Origin of the sequence: Ramlibacter sp. GCM10027632, from assembly GCF_042675325.1 — a bacterium.
Lineage (GTDB): Bacteria > Pseudomonadota > Gammaproteobacteria > Burkholderiales > Burkholderiaceae_C > Ramlibacter.
Map to the genome: position 1 here is coordinate 87,970 of NZ_JBHTGW010000008.1, position 18,075 is coordinate 106,044.

The 18,075-nt window shown below is 72.3% G+C and carries 18 protein-coding genes; 3 read left to right on the forward strand and 15 right to left on the reverse strand.

The window, feature by feature from the left end; genetic code table 11:
• Positions 1 to 27: 27 nt before the first annotated feature.
• Both ACFQZY_RS13235 and ACFQZY_RS13240 read right to left on the reverse strand, forming a co-directional pair.
• Entirely contained in the window at positions 28 to 495 is a 468-nt protein-coding gene (locus tag ACFQZY_RS13235; RefSeq protein WP_377416494.1) for a hypothetical protein, read from the reverse strand.
• Entirely contained in the window at positions 461 to 1,303 is an 843-nt protein-coding gene (locus ACFQZY_RS13240; protein WP_377416496.1) for a hypothetical protein, read from the reverse strand. The genes ACFQZY_RS13235 and ACFQZY_RS13240 overlap by 35 nt, the downstream gene beginning before the upstream one ends.
• A 116-nt stretch (positions 1,304 to 1,419) precedes the next feature.
• Here ACFQZY_RS13240 and ACFQZY_RS13245 point away from each other — a divergent pair, with 116 nt between their 5' ends.
• Positions 1,420 to 2,190, forward strand: a complete 771-nt coding sequence (locus ACFQZY_RS13245; protein WP_377416498.1) for a pseudouridine synthase — start codon at positions 1,420 to 1,422, stop codon at positions 2,188 to 2,190.
• A 9-nt stretch (positions 2,191 to 2,199) separates the two neighbouring features.
• On the opposite strand, the gene ACFQZY_RS13250 is transcribed toward ACFQZY_RS13245, so the two are convergent.
• The 4 genes from ACFQZY_RS13250 to ACFQZY_RS13265 are packed head-to-tail and all read right to left on the reverse strand — an operon-like array spanning position 2,200 to position 6,304.
• Positions 2,200 to 4,551, reverse strand: a complete 2,352-nt coding sequence (locus ACFQZY_RS13250) for a fimbria/pilus outer membrane usher protein (protein ID WP_377416500.1) — start codon at positions 4,549 to 4,551, stop codon at positions 2,200 to 2,202.
• Entirely contained in the window at positions 4,542 to 5,330 is a 789-nt protein-coding gene (locus ACFQZY_RS13255) for a molecular chaperone (protein ID WP_377416502.1), read from the reverse strand. The genes ACFQZY_RS13250 and ACFQZY_RS13255 overlap by 10 nt, the downstream gene beginning before the upstream one ends.
• 39 nt (positions 5,331 to 5,369) lie before the next feature.
• On the reverse strand, positions 5,370 to 5,810 hold the full coding sequence (locus tag ACFQZY_RS13260) for a hypothetical protein (RefSeq protein ID WP_377416504.1): 441 nt from the start codon (positions 5,808 to 5,810) through the stop codon (positions 5,370 to 5,372).
• A gap of 11 nt (positions 5,811 to 5,821) precedes the next feature.
• Entirely contained in the window at positions 5,822 to 6,304 is a 483-nt protein-coding gene (locus tag ACFQZY_RS13265; RefSeq protein ID WP_377416506.1) for a spore coat protein U domain-containing protein, read from the reverse strand.
• A 195-nt stretch (positions 6,305 to 6,499) separates the two neighbouring features.
• Between ACFQZY_RS13265 and htpG the strand changes: the two genes are divergently transcribed.
• Entirely contained in the window at positions 6,500 to 8,425 is a 1,926-nt protein-coding gene (gene htpG, locus ACFQZY_RS13270; protein ID WP_377416508.1) for a molecular chaperone HtpG, read from the forward strand.
• A gap of 19 nt (positions 8,426 to 8,444) precedes the next feature.
• On the opposite strand, the gene ACFQZY_RS13275 is transcribed toward htpG, so the two are convergent.
• From ACFQZY_RS13275 to ACFQZY_RS13310, 8 genes are all read right to left on the reverse strand, one after another.
• A complete protein-coding gene (locus ACFQZY_RS13275; RefSeq protein WP_377416510.1) occupies positions 8,445 to 9,413 on the reverse strand; it encodes a tripartite tricarboxylate transporter substrate binding protein in 969 nt (322 codons plus the stop codon).
• Positions 9,414 to 9,541: 128 nt separating this feature from the next.
• A complete protein-coding gene (locus ACFQZY_RS13280; RefSeq protein WP_377416512.1) occupies positions 9,542 to 10,531 on the reverse strand; it encodes a serine/threonine protein kinase in 990 nt (329 codons plus the stop codon).
• A gap of 11 nt (positions 10,532 to 10,542) precedes the next feature.
• Complete coding sequence (locus ACFQZY_RS13285) at positions 10,543 to 11,988, reverse strand: serine/threonine protein kinase (RefSeq protein WP_377416514.1); 1,446 nt, start codon at positions 11,986 to 11,988, stop codon at positions 10,543 to 10,545.
• Positions 11,985 to 12,740: a metallophosphoesterase family protein gene (locus tag ACFQZY_RS13290; protein ID WP_377416516.1), complete on the reverse strand. Its 756-nt coding sequence runs from the start codon at positions 12,738 to 12,740 to the stop codon at positions 11,985 to 11,987. Before ACFQZY_RS13290 ends, ACFQZY_RS13285 begins: the two co-directional genes overlap by 4 nt.
• Positions 12,741 to 12,794: 54 nt before the next feature.
• Entirely contained in the window at positions 12,795 to 13,214 is a 420-nt protein-coding gene (locus ACFQZY_RS13295) for an organic hydroperoxide resistance protein (protein ID WP_377416518.1), read from the reverse strand.
• 19 nt (positions 13,215 to 13,233) lie between these two features.
• Complete coding sequence (locus ACFQZY_RS13300) at positions 13,234 to 13,686, reverse strand: MarR family winged helix-turn-helix transcriptional regulator (RefSeq protein ID WP_377416520.1); 453 nt, start codon at positions 13,684 to 13,686, stop codon at positions 13,234 to 13,236.
• A 76-nt stretch (positions 13,687 to 13,762) separates the two neighbouring features.
• Positions 13,763 to 14,560 carry an ABC transporter permease gene (locus tag ACFQZY_RS13305; protein ID WP_377416522.1) on the reverse strand — a complete coding sequence of 266 codons (798 nt, stop codon included), beginning with the start codon at positions 14,558 to 14,560 and terminating at the stop codon, positions 13,763 to 13,765.
• Between the two features lie 2 nt (positions 14,561 to 14,562).
• The gene (locus ACFQZY_RS13310; RefSeq protein WP_377416524.1) at positions 14,563 to 15,489 is read right to left on the reverse strand and encodes an ATP-binding cassette domain-containing protein; all 927 of its coding nucleotides are present in this window, start codon (positions 15,487 to 15,489) and stop codon (positions 14,563 to 14,565) included.
• 101 nt (positions 15,490 to 15,590) lie between these two features.
• Here ACFQZY_RS13310 and asd point away from each other — a divergent pair, with 101 nt between their 5' ends.
• A complete protein-coding gene (gene asd, locus ACFQZY_RS13315) occupies positions 15,591 to 16,430 on the forward strand; it encodes an archaetidylserine decarboxylase (protein WP_377416780.1) in 840 nt (279 codons plus the stop codon).
• 53 nt (positions 16,431 to 16,483) lie between these two features.
• On the opposite strand, the gene ACFQZY_RS13320 is transcribed toward asd, so the two are convergent.
• Complete coding sequence (locus ACFQZY_RS13320; RefSeq protein ID WP_377416526.1) at positions 16,484 to 17,992, reverse strand: AMP nucleosidase; 1,509 nt, start codon at positions 17,990 to 17,992, stop codon at positions 16,484 to 16,486.
• Positions 17,993 to 18,075: the final 83 nt, after the last annotated feature.

Below are 18,075 nucleotides of genomic sequence, written 5' to 3' on the forward strand. Positions count from 1 at the left end.
TGAGGCCTCGGTAATTTGCCGAATCCCTTAAGGCAGAAGTGCGAACCTTCCCTGGAGTGCCTTGATCTTTGTCAGGCAACTGACAAGTAAGGCCGTCAGCAGCCAGCCGTCGGGGTCGAGGCCGGCCAGCGCGAGGCTGCCCTTGGCGACCAGGTGGCCGGAGCCCGGGTGGCGGGCGAAGCACAGCGCCGGCAGGTCGTTGGACAGCGCCTCCTCCAGGAGGTGGCAGAACACGTCGGCCTGCTCGCCGGGCACCGGGGTGCCGCAGTCTCCGAAGAACTCCAGGTGCTGGTTGGCCTCGTTCACGCGCAGGGCGAAGTCGACGCCCTCGATGTTCAGGCAGCCCGAGGCGACGATGTCCGCGGCCTGCGCGTCGCCGACGCCCAGGCGGGCGCACAGGCGGACGAGGATCTCCTCGATCCCCGGCAGCGCCCCGGGGGCGGCCGGGGAGGCGCCCGGGTCAGGTGCCTGCGGGTCGGGCCGGGTGTGCGCCATGGGGAAGGTCTCCATCGGGGCCGGGGGGCATGAGGTCCTTGCGCAGCGCGCCCCAGGTGAACAGGCCGATCTGCAGCGGCTGCATGCGCAGGGCCTCCGGCACACGGCCCAGGTGGGTGACGTGCGCGACCAGGCGCAGGTTCGCCAGCCCCATGGGCACCAGGCTCAGGGCGCGGCCGACGGCGGTGCGCCGGATCTCGTCGTCATCGGGCATCGGGGCAGGTCGGCCGCCGGCCCACTGCGCCGAGGCTTCGCAGGCCACGCCGGCAGCGGCGGTGCCGGCCATGGACAGGGCCAGCGTCGTGAGGGCCGCGCCCGGCGTCCCCGGCACCGGGCGCGGCAGGAAGCGGGCGTTCGCATAGAGCATGTTGACCGTGTAGATGCACACCGATGGAATGAACTCGTGCCAGCGGGCGCGTCGGGGTGGCTGCGTGGACTGGAAGTCCAGGGCCTCGAACAGGGCGCGCTGGGCCGGCGCGGTGAGGTAGCCGGCCAGGCTGGGGAGGACGAAGCCCGCGACGCCCGCCACCGCCGGGTTGCCGCGCAGCCGCAGGTGGTTGCTCAGGGCGAACGCCAGGCCGAAGCAGGAGCCCTGGCCGATGGCCGTGGCGACGGCGGCCTTGGCGAGGGCCTGCGGGTCCTTCCGCGGCGGGGGCCCTTCCTGCGAATGGGGCAGCAGGCGTGCCTGCACCGCCTGGGGCTGCGGGCAACGCAGGTCCGCGCTGCCGGTGTCAACGGGGCCTGCCGGGGGCTGCGGGGGCGCAGGGGGCGGCGGGAAGTACATGTGGCGAAGCCAGATCCTGTCCATGCGCGCTCCTTGGGCGGGGCCGGGGGCGCGATCATAGGAGCAAGTCCCTCCCGGGGACCCACGGCCACGCCCGGGAAACGGAAGCAATGCACACAAACCGATAATCGCGCTCTCCCATGACCGACTCTGCCGCCCCCACCACCCGCCTCAACAAGCGCATGGCCGACCTTGGCCTGTGCTCCCGCCGCGAGGCCGACGACTGGATCGCCCGCGGCTGGGTGCGGGTCGACGGCCAGGTCGCGACCATGGGCCTGCAGGTCGGGCCGCGGGCGCGCATCGAGGTCGACCCGGCGGCGCGAGGCCAGCAGGCGCAGCGTGTCACGGTGATCCTCCACAAGCCGGTGGGCTACGTCAGCGGCCAGGCCGAGGACGGCCATGAACCCGCGGTGACCCTGGTGCAGGGGCGCACCCACTGGCGAGGCGACCCGTCGAAGACGCGTTTCGCGCCCGCGCAGCTGCGCGGCCTGGCGCCGGCCGGCCGGCTCGACATCGACTCCACCGGCTTGCTCGTGCTCACGCAGGACGGCCGCGTCGCCCGCCAGCTGATCGGCGAGGATTCCGACGTCGAGAAGGAGTACCTGGTGCGGGTGAGCTTCGGCGACATCACGGCGGACGTGCAAAAGGCCTTCCCCGCCGCCAAGCTGGCGCTGCTGCGCCACGGCCTGAGCCTGGACGGGCAGGCGCTCAAGCCGGCCCGGGTGGACTGGCAGAACCCCGAGCAGCTGCGCTTCGTTCTGAAGGAGGGCCGCAAGCGCCAGATCCGCCGCATGTGCGAGCTGGTGGGCCTGAAGGTGGTGGGCCTCAAGCGGGTGCGCATCGGCCGGGTGATGCTGGGCCAGCTGCCGCAGGGGCAGTGGCGCTACCTGGGCCCGGGTGAGCGGTTCTGAGCGCGCGGCTCAGGGCGCGCAGCGCAACTCGCCGAGGTCGGCCAGGAGCTCGTCGCCTGCCGGCACGTCGAGCGTGAAGGCGCAGGCGGCCGGCGCCACGCCGGCCACGCCGGCATGGCGGCCCGGGGGCAGGTTCTCCAGGTAGAGGGTGCCGTCGCTGCCGGTCAGCGTCTCGATCACCAGGCCCGCCGCGTCGATCCGCACCGGCAGGACCGCCACGGGGCCCCGGGAGTCGCGCAGCCGGGTGGACACGGCACGCACCCGGATCGCGCCGAAATCCACCACCGCGCCGGTGCGCGCCGGCAGCACCACGCGCCGCTGCAGCCGTGGCACCGTGTGGTCGATCGGCAGGCCCTGCGGGTCGATGCCGACCTCGGCCTCGCGGAAGGCCGCAACCTCGGGCAGTAGGACCTCGCCGCGTCCGTCGCTCGTGCCCACCACCTCGCCGCCCAGGGTCACCGGGACCTGGGCCAGCGCCTGGCCCACGCGCGCCACGATGAAGCCGTCCCGGATCGGCCGGGCCAGGTAGGCGCGGCCGTCCACCCAGGCGATGCCGCCGCTGGCCGACAAGCGCAGCTCGTCCTGCGCGCCGGCGCGCTGCCAGCCGCCGCGCAGCAGCGCCTGGCTGCCCTGGTACTGCGCCTCGGCGCGCCAGGCCTCGTCGGCGTCCACGCCACCGGCCGGCCGCAGGCGTTCGGCGGCAAGGTCGTAGCCCCAGCCCGGCCCGGCGGGCAGGTGGCGGCGCAGCTGCAACGCATCGTGCGACTCGCCGCCGGCCTGCCGCGTCTCGAGCGTGGCGGTGCGGCGGTCGTCGAGCAGCAGCGTCAGGCCCAGGCGCACCTCGAGGTGCGGGCCGCGGTCGTCCCGCACGCGGGCGATGCCGGCGCGCAGCCCGGCCCGCCACTGCGGCAGGAAGACGCTGTAGCCGAGCGCGGTCGCATCGCGCGGCGACCGCCATGGCGCGGTGTCGCCCGCCGGCGCCTCGTGCACCGTCTGGCGCGTGCGGCTGATCGACAGCGTGCCGGCCTGCGGCCAGGAGCGGCTCGCGTGCAGGGCGATGGCGTTCCTGCGGTGGCTGGGGGCGACCGGCTCGGCCAGGACCGCGTAGCCGGCGGATTCGTGCCGCCACGCCGCGCCGGCCGCCCAGGCCTCGGCCTCGTACTGGTACCGCAGCGACAGGGCCCGCCCGGGCCGGCCGGCCCACCGGCTCCAGGCCGCCGTCGCGGACAGCACGCCGGCCGCGCCAAGCCGCGCGGTGGCCATCGGGCCCGCATGCAGCAGGCCGCCGCGGCCCTGGGCATGGGCGCCCAGGGTCAGCGCGTCGGACAGGCCCCGGCGGTGCCAGGCCGAGAACGCCGGCGCGCCGTAGTCGCTGCCGGCCTCGCCGAGGCGGCGGCGCAGCGCGCCGATGGCGTACTGGTAGTCGTGCAGGCCGGGGCGCAGCAGCTCGGGGCTCGCGTAGAACGCGTAGGGTGTCGTGGTGGTGCGGCCGAAGGGGTCACGCACCAGGACCTGAACGTCACGCGCGCCGGGGCGCAGGTCGAGGTCGCGGATCTCGAATTCGCCGGGCCGCACCCTTTCGCTGCGCACCCGCTGGCCGTCCACGTAGACCTCCACCTCGCTGGGCAGGCTGGCCTGCCCCTGCACCACGCCCAGCGGGTGATGGCGGCGGTACGGGTCCAGCCCGGCATGGCGCGAGACCGACAGCCCGCCCAGCGCGACCCCGCCACCCAGTTCGGCGGGCGTCGTGAACAGGTCGCCCGCCGTCCACCGCTGCAGGTCCTGTGGACGGTCGACGGTGAGGCTGGTGGCGTGGCGGATGAAGCGGCGGCTGCCGACGGTGGCGGTATGCCCCGTGGCCTGCAGCAGCACCGGCCCGAGGCGCGCACCGCCCTCGAGGGAATAGGTGGGCCCGGCACGCGCGACGTCGCCCCGCGTGTGCTGGATCGCCCAGTTCAGGAAGCCGCTGGCCTGGCCGACCTGCTCGAGCCGCGGCGCGCGGTTCGCGGCATCGACCGCCGTGCGCGCCAGCAGGCGGGGTTCGGCCAGGAGGTCCAGGCGCAGCGCGCGCTCGTCGAGCGTCCATGACAGCCCGGCGAGCCGGTCCAGGTGCAGGTGCGCCTCCCCGTCGACCTGGACGCGCGCCGCCTCCGGCGGCGGTTGCAGGCCCAGGGCCGGCAGGTCGTCCTGCCGCAGCAGCAGGCGGCCGTCGGGCTCGCGCAGCACGAACAGGTCACCGCGCCGCTCGCTGTTGACGGTGACCGCGAGCACCATCGGTTCGGGTTGCGCGCGGGCCGGCATCGCCGCGAGCGACGCGGCCAACGCCAGCAGCAGCGCGCCTGCGCGGGCGGTCACGGGCATGCGGCTGCGTCCGCCGGCAGGGCGCGGCGCAGGTCGACGGCGTGGGTGCGCACCTCCAGCGAGAGGCGGACGATGCGGCGGCAGGCCTCGGGCGGCATGGCCAGCGCGAAGGCGCGCGAGCGTCCGGCCAGCAGGTAGCCGGGGCCGGCCTGGCCATCGAACACTTCGGCATCGCGTGCGTCGAAGCCGCGCACGCGCACCGCCTCGAGGCGCTCGTGGCGGTTGCCGTCGTTGCGCAGGCGCCAGCGCACCTCGCCGGCGGTGACCGCGAGCCCCTCCGCCTCGAGGCGGGCGACCGGCTGCAGCGGCCGCACGAACACCGGCGCGCCAAAGCGCACGAGCATGCGTACCTGGGTCGGGGCCTGCGACGGCTCGCCGGCGGGCGCCCGGGCCGGCGGCGGCAGCTCCTCGACGAAGAGGCGGAAGGCCTTCTCGACCTGCGTCAGCGGCTGGCGCAGGCCGATGCGCACCACGCCCTCCTGGCCCGGGGACAGCAGCAGCATCCGCGGGAAGTGCACGAGTTCAGGCGACTCCTCGTAGGTGTCCTGCCCGGCATCGTCCTGGGACCAGGCCATGGCGCGCACCTGGAACGCCATGGGTGCGGTGTCCTCGTTGCGCACCGTCAGGGCGGCGCTGCGCACGGCGCCGCCGAGTTCCAGGCGCATGGGGGAGACGGAGAAGGCGCCGGCATGGGCGCCGGCGGGCAGGTGGCCCAGGATGGCGAGGCCCAGGGACAGGAGCCGGCGGGCGACCGCGGGCGGCAGCGAGAGGATCGGCATGGCAGGAAGGCCGGGTCGGGCCGGCCGCAGTGGCGACGCTCAGGGCGTCAGGCAGACGACGAGGCTGTCCTCGTAGCGGCCGGCGCGGGCACGGCTGTAGCTGCCCGCCGGCAGGACCGCGTGGAGGGACAGGGTGCGGGTACGGTTCACGACCGGGCCGAGGCTGCGCGAGAGGGTGTAGGCGATCGAGGGGCCATCGGGCTGCTTCAGGTGGCGCGTCACGGCGCCGTTGCCCAGGACCTGGTTGTCCGCCGCGACGTGGAGCTGGGCGAGCTCGCGGTCGCTGCAGTCGCTGGCGGTGAAGTGCACGCTGGCGCGGACCTCGCTTCCCTCCGAGGGCCGCAGCGTGCCCAGGTTCAGCGCCTGCCCGCCCGCCGTGAACCGGCAGGCCCAGGCCGGCGCGGCGGCCAGCAGGGCGAGCAGTCCGGCGGCGGCCGCCCGGCGGGCGGCCCGGCGCCTGTGCGTGGCCGGGGCAGGCATACGCCAGGGGCTCAGGGCGTGATGGTGAAGGACACCGTGTCTTCGTAGGCGCCCGCCTTGGTCAGCGAGTACGCGCCTTCGGCGACGGTGGCATTGATGTCGATGCCCACGCGGGTCGGCGACGGGCCGGCGCCGGGCGTGAAGCCCATGCCGGCGGCGTAGTCCGTGGGCCAGCTCAGGCGGTAGGCGAACTCCTGGTTGGCGCCGCCGGCGGAGTCCTTGAGCTTCATCTTGCCGCTGTAGCTGCCGGCGGCCTGCGTGCCGACCTGGATGGCGGAGGGCTTCACGCCGTAGGTGCATTCATAGGTCAGGACGGCGCCGGCGGTCTTTTCGCCGCCCGCGGAGGGGTCGAGCTTGCCGAGGTCGATGCTGAGGGTGCCGGACGTGAACTTGCAGCGGGCCTCGACTTCGGCCTTGACGGTGAGGTCACGGGAGTCGGCGTGCGCGGCGGCGGCGGCCAGGGTCAGGAATGCCAGCAGGAGGCGGTTCTTCATGGGGATCCTCGGTGGGGGTGGTGGATGCCGGCGGGGGTGCCGGCGGGCGAAAGCTGGCCAATGTAATGAATACTTTATGTTGAATTCCTGACTGTCCAGCTGGAGCGGGGGTGGCTTGAAACCCGGCGGCGCGCCCCCACCTGCCGCACGCGGCCGGCCTTCCCGGGCGGCCTGTCACACGAACCCAGAACGACGATGACCCAGAAACAGACCCTGTCCTTCCAGGCCGAGGTGGCGCAGTTGCTGCACCTCGTCACCCACTCCCTGTACTCCAACAAGGAAATCTTCCTGCGCGAGCTCGTCTCCAATGCCTCCGATGCCTGCGACAAGCTGCGCTTCGAGGCCCTGGCCGACAACGCCCTGTACGAGGACCAGCCCGAACTCGAGGTGCGCGTGCACTTCGACACCGCGGCTCGCACGCTGACCATCACCGACACCGGCATCGGCCTGTCGCAGCAGGAGGCGATCGACAACCTCGGCACCATCGCCAAGAGCGGCACGCGCGACTTCCTCGGCCGCCTGTCTGCCGAGCACAAGGCCTCGGCCACCGAGCAGGGCCAGTTGATCGGCCAGTTCGGCGTGGGCTTCTACTCCGGCTTCATCGTCGCGGACCGCATCACGGTGGAGTCGCGCCGCGCCGGCCTCAAGCCCGAGGAGGGCGTGCGCTGGAGCAGCGGCGGCACCGGCGAGTTCGAGGTCGAGGCGATGACCCGCGCCGAGCGCGGCACCAGCGTCATCCTGCACCTGCGCGAGGACGCCGGCGACTACCTCGCCACCTGGAAGCTCAAGTCCATCATCGCCAAGTACTCCGACCACATCGCGCTGCCCATTCGCATGCGCAAGGAGGAGTGGAAGGAGGGCGAGAACGGCCAGCCGGGCGGCATGGTCCTCACGGACGAGTGGGAGACGGTGAACCAGGCCAGCGCCCTGTGGACCCGACCGAAGAAGGACATCACGCCCGAGCAGTACGCCGAGTTCTACAAGGCGATCAGCCACGACTACGAGGCGCCGCTGGCCTGGGCCCACAACCGAGTCGAGGGCAACACCGAGTACACGCAGCTGCTGTTCATCCCGGCGCATGCCCCCTACGACCTGTGGAACCGCGACAAGAAGGCGGGCGTGAAGCTGTACGTCAAGCGCGTCTTCATCATGGACGAGGCCGAGGCGCTGATGCCGGTGTACCTGCGCTTCGTCAAGGGCGTGGTTGATTCCTCGGACCTGCCGCTCAACGTCTCGCGCGAGCTGCTGCAGGAAAGCCGCGACGTGCGCGCGATCCGCGAAGGCTCCACCAAGCGCGTGCTGTCCATGCTGGAGGAACTGGCGAAGCACGAGAAGGACGAGTCCGCTTCCGCCGAGGACAAGGCCAAGTACGGCAAGTTCTACGCCGAGTTCGGCGCGGTCCTCAAGGAGGGCCTGGGAGAGGACGCCGCCAACCGCGACCGCCTGGCCAGGCTGCTGCGGTTCGCCTCCACCACCAGCGACACGGTGGGCGTCTCGCTGGCCGACTACAAGGCCCGCATGAAGGAAGGCCAGGAGGCGATCTACTACATCACCGCCGACACCCTGGCCGCGGCGAAGAACAGCCCGCAGCTGGAGGTGTTCCGCAAGAAGGGTATCGAGGTGCTGCTCATGACCGACCGGGTCGACGAGTGGGCGCTGAACTTCCTGACCGAGTTCGACGGCACGCCGATGCAGTCCGTGGCCAAGGGCGCGTTCGACCTGGGCAAGCTGCAGGACGAGGCCGAGAAGAAGGCCGCCGAGGAAGCCGCCGAGGCGTTCAAGCCCCTGCTCGCGCAGCTCAAGGAGGCGCTCAAGGACCGCGCCGAGGACGTGCGCGCCACCAGCCGCCTGGTCGACTCACCGGCCTGCCTGGTGGCCAGCGACGGCGGCATGAGCATGCAGCTCGCGCGCATGCTGAAACAGGCCGGCCAGCCGGTGCCCGATGCCAAGCCGGTGCTCGAGGTGAACCCCGGCCACCCGCTGGTGAAGAAGCTGGAGGGTTCGGTGCATTTCCACGACCTCGCGCAGATCCTGTTCGACCAGGCCCTGCTGGCCGAGGGCGGCCTGCCGGAGGACCCGGCAGCCTACGTGAAGCGCGTGAACGCGCTGCTGGCGGGCTGAGCGCCCGCCCGGGGCGAGGTCAGTCGACCTTGCCCATCTTGCGCACGACCTCCGCCATGCGGCGCACGTCGGCCTGGACATAGCGCTCGAAGTCCGGCGTGTCCTGGTACAGGATGGGACTGCCGGCGTTGCCGATCACCTCGCGCACCCGGGCGTCCTGGGCCGCCGCGCGGGCCGCGGCGCGCAGGCGCTGGGCCACCGGCTCGGGCACGCCGGCGGGGATGAACAGGCCGGACCACTGCGCGTACTCGGCGTTGTAGCCGGCGTCCTTGAGGGCCGGCACCTCGGGCAGCGCCTCCAGCCGGCCGTTGCCCCAGTGGGCCAGCACGCGCAGCTTGCCCGCCTTCACATGCTGCAGCACCGTGGCCGGGCCGGAGGAGACCGCGTCGATCTGCCCGCCCAGCAGGGCCACCACCGCGGGGCCCGCGCCGGTGAAGGGCACGTGCGTCATGCGGATGCCGGCGGTCTGCGCCAGGATCTCCATGGGCACGTGCATGGTGCCGTAGTTGCCCGAGGAGCCGTAGTTGAGGGCGCCGGGCCGGCGCTTGGCCTCGTCGACGAACTCCTGCACCGTCTTCCACGGCGACTCGGCGCGCACCGCCAGCACCGTGGGATCGGCGGTGAAGCGAGCGATGGGGCGCAGCGCGGCGTGGGTGTAGAGGGGCGCCTTGCCGGTGAGCGCGTCGGCCTCGGGCAGGACGCTGTACGAGGACAGCGCCATCAGCAGGGTGTGGCCGTCGGCCGGCGCCTTGGCGGCCAGGCCCATGCCGATGCCGCCGCCGGCGCCGCCCCGGTTCTCGATGACCACCGGCTGCCCGAGTTCGCGGGCCATGGCCTCGGCGACGGGGCGGGCGACGATGTCCGCCAGCCCGCCGGGCGGGAAGGGCACGATCATGGTCAGGGGCTTGCTGGGGAACGGCGCCTGGGCGGCGGCGCCGCCGCACAGGGCGGCCAGCGCCGCGGCGGCGACGAGGTGTCGGCGTTGCATGGTCTTGTCTCCTGGAATGGCCGGCATCTGGCGTGCCGTGCGGCCATGCTAGGAAGCGGACGGCCCGCCGCAGGACAGGGGTTTCCCGCAGGCCGCCGCCCAGGTGACAGCCCGCCCGGTCCCGCGCCTCAGGCCACCAGCGGCGGCTCGGCCATCGCCTCGAGCTGCTCCTCGAGCATCTGCACCTGGCCGCGCCAGTAGTCGCTGCTGCCGAACCACGGGAAAGCGTGGGGAAAGGCCGGGTCGTCCCAGCGCCGCGCGAGCCAGGCGCTGTAGTGGATCAGGCGCAGCGTGCGCAGGGGCTCGATGAGTGCAAGTTCGCGCCGGTTGAACTCGCGCATCTCGTCGTAGCCATCGAGCAGCGCCCCGAGTTGGCGCTGGCGCTGGTGGCGTTCGCCGGACAGCAGCATCCACAGGTCCTGCACCGCGGGGCCCATGCGGGCGTCATCGAGGTCGACGAAGTGCGGGCCCTGGTCCGGCGTCCACAGGATGTTGCCGGGGTGGCAGTCGCCATGCAGGCGCAGCGCGGGCACCGGGCAGGCGGCGAACGCCTCCTCGATGGCGGTGATGGCGAGGTCGCACTGGCGGACCCAGGCCGACTCGACATCGAGTGGAATCGCCTGGTGCGCCAGCAGCCACTCGCGCGGCTCGCGGGCGAAGGACTGCACGTCCAGCGTCGGCCGCTCGGCGAAGGGCCGGCGCGCGCCGACAGCGTGGATGCGGGCGAGGAAGCGGCCGATCCACTCGAGCACCTCGGGGTCGTCCAGCTCGGGGGCGCGGCCGCCGCGGCGCGGGCTGACGCTGAAGGCGAAGCCTGCGTGCTGGTGCAGGGTGCGGCCCTCCAGCACCAGGGGCGGGACCGCAGGGACCTCGGCCGCCGCGAGTTCCGCGGCGAAGGCATGCTCCTCGAGGATGGCGGCCTCGCTCCAGCGCCCCGGCCGGTAGAACTTGGCGACGACCTGGGCGTGGCCCTCCACGGCGTCCTCCAGGTGGACCTGGTAGACGCGGTTCTCGTAGGAACTCAGGGCCAGCAGGCGGCCGTCGCCGTACAGGCCGACGCTGGCCAGCGCGTCGAGCACGACGTCGGGGGTGAGGGTTTCGTAGGGGTGGGAGGCCATCCCCCCGATTGTCAGGCGTCTGCGGCGCCGACCGGCTCCGGGGCCTGCGCGCCGAGCCGCGCGAAGGGCGCGTCCTGCTTGACCAGCAGCACGCTGCACGGCGCCGCCATCGCCACCCGCGTGGGCACGGTGGCGACCAGGCGCTGCAGCGACAGGCCGTGGGTGGCCGCGCCGATCACCAGCAGGCTCACGTGGTTGCCCTCGGCGTAGGCGATCAGCGCCTGCGCCACGTCGGAGGCCTCGAGCACGTGGTATGAAACCTGGTGGCCCTCCAGCTTCACGCCCTCCGACCACCGGCGCAGGCGCTCGAGGTGCTCGCGCTGGTGCAGGGTCTCGTCGTCGTCGGGCGCGATCACCGTCACGCAGGCCAGGCGCGCGCCAGGGCGGATGCCCAGCGAGCGCGAGGTGGCGGCCCGCAGCGAGTACAGGGTGCTGTCGCTCACGTCGCGGTGCGGCACGGCCACCATCACGATCGGCACCTGGTCGAGTTGCTCGGCGGGCAGCGGGCTGGGCTGGTAGTGCATGCCCGCGGCCCGGAACCAGCGCCTGAGGTGGGTGCGCCAGGAGGTGCCCTTCGTGGCCTGCCCGCGCTCGGTCACCTGGACCTGCTCGGGGTGCGCGAGGTCGAAGGCCAGGAGCGCCGCCGAGGGGTAGCGCTGCGCCGCCTCGGGCGCCAGGCACTTGAGGATCACTTCCTGCAGCCAGGGCGGCAGGTCGGCGCGGCGCGCGCGCGGCGGCACCGGGTCCATCCACAGGCGCTGGCGCAGGCCGCCCGGGGTGGCCGGCGCGCCGAAGGGCAGCTCGCCGGTGGCCAGCTCGTACAGCATCACGCCGATGGCGAAGATGTCGCTGCGCAGGTCGCCGCGCACGCCCACCACCTGCTCGGGCGCGATCCAGGCGGGCGAGCCCACCGCGAGACGCAGTTCCTCGGCCAGCAGGTCCGGCACATGGGCGTGCCAGCTCAGGCCGAAGTCCAGGAGCACGGCGCCGCCGTCGGGGCGCAGCAGCACGTTGGCCGGCTTGAGGTCCAGGTGCACCGCGTGCTGCTGGTGCAGGGCGTGGCAGGCGGTGGCGATGGCGCCGCCCAGGCGCGCGATCTCGTCCACCGGTACCGGCTCGCGCTTCTCGAGGGCCTCGTCCATCCGCTGCTGCAGCGTGCGGCCGGGGATGTACTCCATCACCAGGTGCGGCAGGCGGGCGAGGTCGCCGGCGGCGACGAAGCGCGGCACGTGCGGGCCGGCCACGCGCTGCATCATCTGCTGCTCCACCTCGAAGCTCACGATGTTCTCGGCGCCGTCGCCGCCCGCCATGCGCGGGACCTTCATCACCATCGGGAAGCCCGGGTCGGGCCGGCCGCTGGCGTACTTCACGTGGTACAGGTGCGCCATGCCGCCGGCATGCACGAGCTCCTGCACCACGAAGCCGTCGATCTCGGTGCCGGGCGCCAGCAGCTTCATCGTCCCTCCTTCAGTCGCTCGGAAAAGTTCGCGGGCAGGCCGGTGCGGGCCACGGCCTCTGCGGCCGCGAGGTGGTCGTAGGGCACCCGGTGGAAGACCACGCGCGGTGTCGTGCCGGTGGCGTCCCACAGGGCGTAGCCGGCGCGCTGGTCGCCGTCGCGCGGCTGGCCGACCGAGCCGATGGTGGCCACCCAGCGCCGGTGCCGCGGCAGCGGGATCGGTGCGCCCGGCGTCGGCTTGAAGGGCATCAGGCTGCCGCTGCGCCCGGCATACCACAGGCACTGCGCGTGCACATGGCCGCCGAAGACCACATGCACGCCGGGCACGGTGCGGGCGGCGTCGAGGCTGCGCTGCGCGCGGGTGGGGTGGGTGACGTAATGCCAGGCCGCGGGATCGTCGGCGCTGGCGTGCACCAGCAGGGCGCCGGCGCAGTCCGCCTGCAGCGGCAGGCCGTCCAGGAAGGCGCGCTGGGTGTCTGAGAGCTGGTCGTGGGTCCAGCCGGCGCCGACCTCGGCGATGGTGGGCCCGGTGCCGCCGCGGACGGCCAGGCTGTCGTGGTTGCCCTGGATGACGATGGCGCCGGTCGCGGCCAGCGCCATGGCCATGTCGACGACCTCGGCCGGCTCGGCGCCGTAGCCGACCAGGTCACCCAGCAGCGCGAAGCGGGTCGCGCCGTGGGCGCGGGCGTGCTCGAGGCACGCCCGGAAGGCGCGCAGGTTGGCGTGGATGTCCGACAGCAGGGCCAGGATCATGATTGTCTCCATGACCATCATCCCGCCCCAACCTGATGCGGGGCTTGCGCCGGATCAAGCCAGGGTGATCTGCACGTCGACGTTGCCGCGGGTGGCGTTGGAGTAGGGGCAGACCTTGTGGGCGGCGTCCACCACCTTCTGGGCGACGGCGCGGTCCAGCGAGGGCAGGTGAACGGTCATTCGCACGGCGATGCCGAAGGCCTCCGGGATGGTGCCCAGGTCCACCTCGGCGTCCACCGCCACGTCGGCGGGCAGGGGCGCGCCGGCGATGCCGGGAGCCACGTGCTTGAGGGCGCCGATGAAGCAGGCGGAGTAGCCGGCGGCGAACAGCTGCTCGGGGTTGGTGCCGGCGCCGTTGGGGCCGGGGGGCGAGAGGCGCACGTCGAGGCGGCCGTCATCGCTGCGGGAAACGCCGTCGCGGCCGCCGGTGGAACGGGCCTTGGCGGTGTAGACGACTTTTTCGAGCTGGGTCATGGGGCTTCCTTTCAGGAGGTCAGGCGGCCAGGCGGCCGCGGAGGGTCTTCAGCTGCCGCGCGAGCGCGGCGAGTTCGGACAGGCTGCACTGGCTGGCATCGACGATGCAGCCCGGGATGGGGCGGGCGCGCGCCTTGAGCTTGCGGCCGGCCTGTGTCAGCACGACCTCCACGCGGCGCTCGTCCTCGACGCTGCGCACGCGCGCCACGAGGCCGGCGGCCTCCAGGCGTTTGAGCAGGGGCGTGAGCGTGCCCGAGTCCAGGGCCAGGCGCTCGCCGATGGCCGAGACCGAGGCACCGTCCTGCTCCCACAGCACCAGCATCACCAGGTACTGCGGGTAGGTGAGGCCCAGCTCGGCGAGCAGGGGCTTGTACACCTTGGTCATGGCCAGCGATGCCGAGTACAGGGCGAAGCACAGCTGGTTGTCCAGCAGCAGCGCCTGGTCGGCCGTGGGGAGGTCTTCGCGTCGCATGAGTCTAATTTTGCCAAATTAAATTGTGCGCAATTGAAAAGACCCGTATCACGCGGGGTGATGGCGTGGACGGGGTTCAGGCGCGGAAGCGCTTGCGGGTCAGGCCCAGGGCGAGCCAGAAGGCGCCTGCGGTATAGGCCGCCAGCACCAGCAGGTGGCGCACCGGGTGCTCGGGCCAGCGGTCCATGAACATGGGGCGCACCATCTCGACGGCGTTGGTCAGGGGCAGCCAGTCGGAGGCCAGGCGCACCAGCTCGGGCAGCTGCTCGCGCGGGAAGAAAACGCCCGAGAGGAACATCATGGGCGTGAGGAACAGGGTGAAGTAGTAGGTGAAGAAGTCGTAACCCTTGGCCAAGGCGTTGAAGATCAGCGCGATGCAGGAGAAGGTGATGCCCACCAGCCCCAGCACCACCCAGGCCACCGCCAGCTTGGGGCTGGCGCTGATGCCCAGGGCCAGCATCACGCCCAGGATGGCGGTGCTGGTGAACAGGGCCTTGTAGGCGGCCCACAGCATCTCGGCGAGGACCACGCTGTCCAGGCTGACCGGGGCGTTCATGATGCCGTCCCAGGTCTTTTGCACGTGCATGCGCGAGAACGCGGAGTACAGCGCCTCGAAGGAGGCGGCGTTCATCGCGCTCATGCAGATCGAGCCGCTGGCCAGGAACAGGATGTAGGGCACCTGCGCGCCGCCCAGTTCGACCTGCCCCACCAGCGCGCCCATGCCGTAGCCGAAGGCCACCAGCCACATCAGGGGCTCGGCGATGTTGCCCACCAGGCTCGGAATGGCGAGCTTGCGCCACACCAGCAGGTTGCGCAGGAAGACGGGCCACCAGCGCAGGGAGAGGTCGGGCGCGCGCCACGGGTTCATCTGCATCGTCAGCCCTCCTCGCGGATCTGCCGGCCGGTGAGCTTGAGGAACAGGTCCTCCAGGTTGGCCGGGCGGTGCAGGGTGCGCAGGCCGTGGTGCGCCGACAGCGCCTCCAGCAGGGCGCGCGCGTCCTGGGTGTAGAAGAAGACGGTCTCGCCGCTGACCTCGACGCGGCTGGCGAGCGCGCGCACCGGCGATTCCGCCAGGCCCAGCGCGCCGTTGCCGTAGGCCTCGACGACGTCGGGTTCCAGGTGCTGGGCGATCAGGTCGCGGGGCCGGCCCTCGGCGATCTTGTGGCCATGGTCGATCACCAGCAGGCGGCTGCACAGGCGCTCGGCCTCGTCCATGAAGTGGGTGGTCAGGAGGATGGACTTGCCCTGTTGCAGCAGCAGCTGCAGTCGCTCCCACATCAGGTGGCGGGCTTGCGGATCGAGGCCGGTGGTGGGCTCGTCGAGCATCAGCAGGCGCGGGTCGTTGACCAGGGCGCGGGCCAGGCTCAGGCGCCGGCGCATGCCGCCGGACAGCTCGCCCGGGCGGGCGTCGGCCTTGTGCGAAAGCGCGGCGAACTCCAGCAGCCGGGGGATGCGCTCGAGGATCTGCGACTTGCGCAGGCCGAAGTAGCGGCCGAAGACCAGCAGGTTCTCGGCGCAGCTGAAGTCCGGGTCCAGGGTGTCGAACTGGGAGACCACGCCCAGCTGCGACTTGATCGCCATCGCGTCGCGCGGCATGGACAGGCCCATGGCCTCGATCTCGCCGCCGTCGGGCGCCGTCAGGCCCAGGCACATGCGGATGGTGGTGGTCTTGCCGGCGCCGTTGGGGCCGATCACGCCCAGGCACTCGCCCGGCGCGATGTGGAAGGACAGGTCGTCGACCACCGTCTCGCTGCCATAGCGCTTGGTCAGGTGGCGGGCTTCGAACAGGTTCTCGGGCTGCATCGGCGACCATTGTGGCCCAGCCCGGGAGCACCCCCGCGCGCCCGTAGAATTTTGGGATCACTCCGACCAGGCCCCGCGTGTCCTTGCCCTTCTCCATCCAGATGCAGCACCTGCTGCCCCAGCAGCTGCTGACCCGCTTCGCCGGCCGCGTCGCCGAGATGCGCGGTGGCGCCGTCACCCAGGCCATCATCCGCAACTTCATCCGACGCTACGGCGTTGACATGTCGGAGGCCGCCAACCCGGACCCGGCCGCCTACCCGACCTTCAACGAGTTCTTCACCCGCGCCCTGCGCCCCGGCGTGCGGCCCATCGCCGACGCGCCCTTCGTGTGCCCGGTGGACGCGGCGATCAGCCAGTTCGGCCCGATCGAGCACGACCAGATCTTCCAGGCCAAGGGCCACAGCTATTCCACGACCGCCCTGGTGGGCGGGGACGCGGCGCTGGCGCGCCAGTTCGACCACGGCCACTTCGCCACGCTGTACCTGTCGCCCAAGGATTACCACCGCATCCACATGCCCTGCGAGGGCCGCCTGAGCCGCATGGTCTACGTGCCGGGCGACCTGTACTCGGTGAACCCGCTGACCGCGCAGCACGTGCCCGGCCTGTTCGCGCGCAACGAGCGGGTGGTGTGCGTGTTCGACACGCCCTACGGCCCTTTCGTGAACGTGCTGGTCGGCGCGACCATCGTGGGCAGCATGGCCACCGCCTGGCATGGCGTGGTGAACCCGCCGCGCACCGGCCACGTTCGCCAGTGGCGCTACGACGACCAGAAGATCGTGCTGCGCCAGGGCCAGGAAATGGGCCGCTTCCTGCTCGGGTCCACCGTGGTGATGCTGTTCCCGAAGAACGTGGTCACCTTCAACGCCGACTGGGCGCCGGCCCGGCCGGTGCGACTGGGCGAGGCGATGGCCACGCTGGCGGGGGCGATCCCGCCGGTCTGAGGCCGTCGCGCGGGGCCCCTGCCCCGGCCCCCTCCCCCAGATCGGACGGGGGGTTATTGGAAGGCGACCTCGTTGAAGCTTCGCAGCTTGCGGCTATGCAGCCGCGCGCTGCCGCCCTCGCGCAGGATCTCGATGGCCCGCATGCCGATGCGCAGGTGCTGGTCGACCCGCTCGCGGTAGAAGCGGTTGGCCATGCCGGGCAGCTTGATCTCGCCGTGCAGCGGCTTGTCGCTCACGCACAGCAGCGTGCCGTAGGGGACGCGGAAGCGGAATCCATTGGCCGAGATGGTGGCGCTCTCCATGTCCAGGGCCACCGCGCGGCTCTGGCTGAAGCGGCGCTGCGCCTGGTTGCCGGGAAGCAGCTCCCAGTTGCGGTTGTCGGTGCTGGCCACGGTGCCGGTGCGCATGATGCGCTTGAGGTCCGCGCCCTGGCAGCGGGTGACGTCGGCCACCGCCTGCTCCAGCGCCAGCTGGATGTCGGCCAGCGCGGGGATCGGCACCCACAGCGGCAGGTCCTCGTCGAGCACGTGGTCCTCGCGCACGTAGGCGTGGGCCAGCACGTAGTCGCCGAGCTGCTGGCTGTTCCGCAGGCCGGCGCAGTGCCCCAGCATCAGCCAGGCGTGCGGGCGCAGCACCGCGATGTGGTCGGTGATGGTCTTGGCGTTGGCCGGGCCCACGCCGATGTTCACCATGGTGATGCCGGCATGGCCCGGGCGAATGAGGTGGTAGGCCGGCATCTGCGGCAGGCGCGGCGGTGCCACGCCGGGGGTGGTGGGACCGTCCACCGGCGTGGCCAGGCCCGCGCGGCGCGTGACCACGTTGCCCGGCTCCACGAAGGCGGTGTATTCGCTGCCCGGGTCGGCCATGGCCTCGTGGCCCAGGCGCACGAACTCGTCGATGTAGAACTGGTAGTTCGTGAACAGCACGAAGTTCTGCACCCACTCGGGCGCGGTGCCGGTGTAATGGCGCAGGCGCTGCAGCGAGTAGTCCACCCGCGGCGCGGGGAACAGCGACAGCGGCTGCGGCTCGCCCGGCCCCGGCTCCCAGGTGCCGTTGGCGATGCCGTCGTCCATGGCGCCGAGGTCGGGCAGGTCGAACAGGTCCCGCATCAGCGCGCGGCGCTCGGGCGGCATCGTGCCCTCGATGTGGTCGTTCTCCGCGAACGAGAAATGCACCGGGATCGGCTGCGTGCTGGTGCCGATCTCCAGCTCCACGCCGTGGTTGCGGCGCAGCAGGCGGAACTGCTCGAGGTAGTAGCTGGAAAACAGGTCGGGCCGCGTGAGCGTGGTCTCGAAGCGGCCGGTGCCGGCGACGAAGCCATACGACAGGCCCAGGTTCTCGAGCGCCTCGGTGGCCTGGGGCCGCACGGTGGAATCGACGTGGATGCGCACGTAGGGGTAGCAGCCCCGCACCCGCCCGGGCAGCGCCTCGCCCGCCGTGAACCGCTGCACCGCGTCGCGCAGGTGGTCCACCTGCTGCTGGTAGATGCGGCGCACCTGCTGCAGCGCCTCGTCGGGGTCTTCGTAGCGGATGGGAGCGATGAAGGCGGGCATGAAGGGCATGGCCCCATTGTGCAACGGTGCCGCGACAGCCCGGTGTCGGCCTGCAGAGCGTGATTCCTACATCTCGTCACGACGCTCCCTGA

Coding starts and splice junctions, on each gene's coding strand:
- ACFQZY_RS13235 (WP_377416494.1), bottom strand. CDS start 495: ATGGCGCACACCCGGCCCGACCCGCAGGCACCTGACCCGGGCGCCTCC.
- ACFQZY_RS13240 (WP_377416496.1), bottom strand. CDS start 1,303: ATGGACAGGATCTGGCTTCGCCACATGTACTTCCCGCCGCCCCCTGCG.
- ACFQZY_RS13245 (WP_377416498.1), top strand. CDS start 1,420: ATGACCGACTCTGCCGCCCCCACCACCCGCCTCAACAAGCGCATGGCC.
- ACFQZY_RS13250 (WP_377416500.1), bottom strand. CDS start 4,551: ATGCCCGTGACCGCCCGCGCAGGCGCGCTGCTGCTGGCGTTGGCCGCG.
- ACFQZY_RS13255 (WP_377416502.1), bottom strand. CDS start 5,330: ATGCCGATCCTCTCGCTGCCGCCCGCGGTCGCCCGCCGGCTCCTGTCC.
- ACFQZY_RS13260 (WP_377416504.1), bottom strand. CDS start 5,810: ATGCCTGCCCCGGCCACGCACAGGCGCCGGGCCGCCCGCCGGGCGGCC.
- ACFQZY_RS13265 (WP_377416506.1), bottom strand. CDS start 6,304: ATGAAGAACCGCCTCCTGCTGGCATTCCTGACCCTGGCCGCCGCCGCC.
- htpG (WP_377416508.1), top strand. CDS start 6,500: ATGACCCAGAAACAGACCCTGTCCTTCCAGGCCGAGGTGGCGCAGTTG.
- ACFQZY_RS13275 (WP_377416510.1), bottom strand. CDS start 9,413: ATGCAACGCCGACACCTCGTCGCCGCCGCGGCGCTGGCCGCCCTGTGC.
- ACFQZY_RS13280 (WP_377416512.1), bottom strand. CDS start 10,531: ATGGCCTCCCACCCCTACGAAACCCTCACCCCCGACGTCGTGCTCGAC.
- ACFQZY_RS13285 (WP_377416514.1), bottom strand. CDS start 11,988: ATGAAGCTGCTGGCGCCCGGCACCGAGATCGACGGCTTCGTGGTGCAG.
- ACFQZY_RS13290 (WP_377416516.1), bottom strand. CDS start 12,740: ATGATCCTGGCCCTGCTGTCGGACATCCACGCCAACCTGCGCGCCTTC.
- ACFQZY_RS13295 (WP_377416518.1), bottom strand. CDS start 13,214: ATGACCCAGCTCGAAAAAGTCGTCTACACCGCCAAGGCCCGTTCCACC.
- ACFQZY_RS13300 (WP_377416520.1), bottom strand. CDS start 13,686: ATGCGACGCGAAGACCTCCCCACGGCCGACCAGGCGCTGCTGCTGGAC.
- ACFQZY_RS13305 (WP_377416522.1), bottom strand. CDS start 14,560: ATGCAGATGAACCCGTGGCGCGCGCCCGACCTCTCCCTGCGCTGGTGG.
- ACFQZY_RS13310 (WP_377416524.1), bottom strand. CDS start 15,489: ATGCAGCCCGAGAACCTGTTCGAAGCCCGCCACCTGACCAAGCGCTAT.
- asd (WP_377416780.1), top strand. CDS start 15,591: ATGCAGCACCTGCTGCCCCAGCAGCTGCTGACCCGCTTCGCCGGCCGC.
- ACFQZY_RS13320 (WP_377416526.1), bottom strand. CDS start 17,992: ATGCCCTTCATGCCCGCCTTCATCGCTCCCATCCGCTACGAAGACCCC.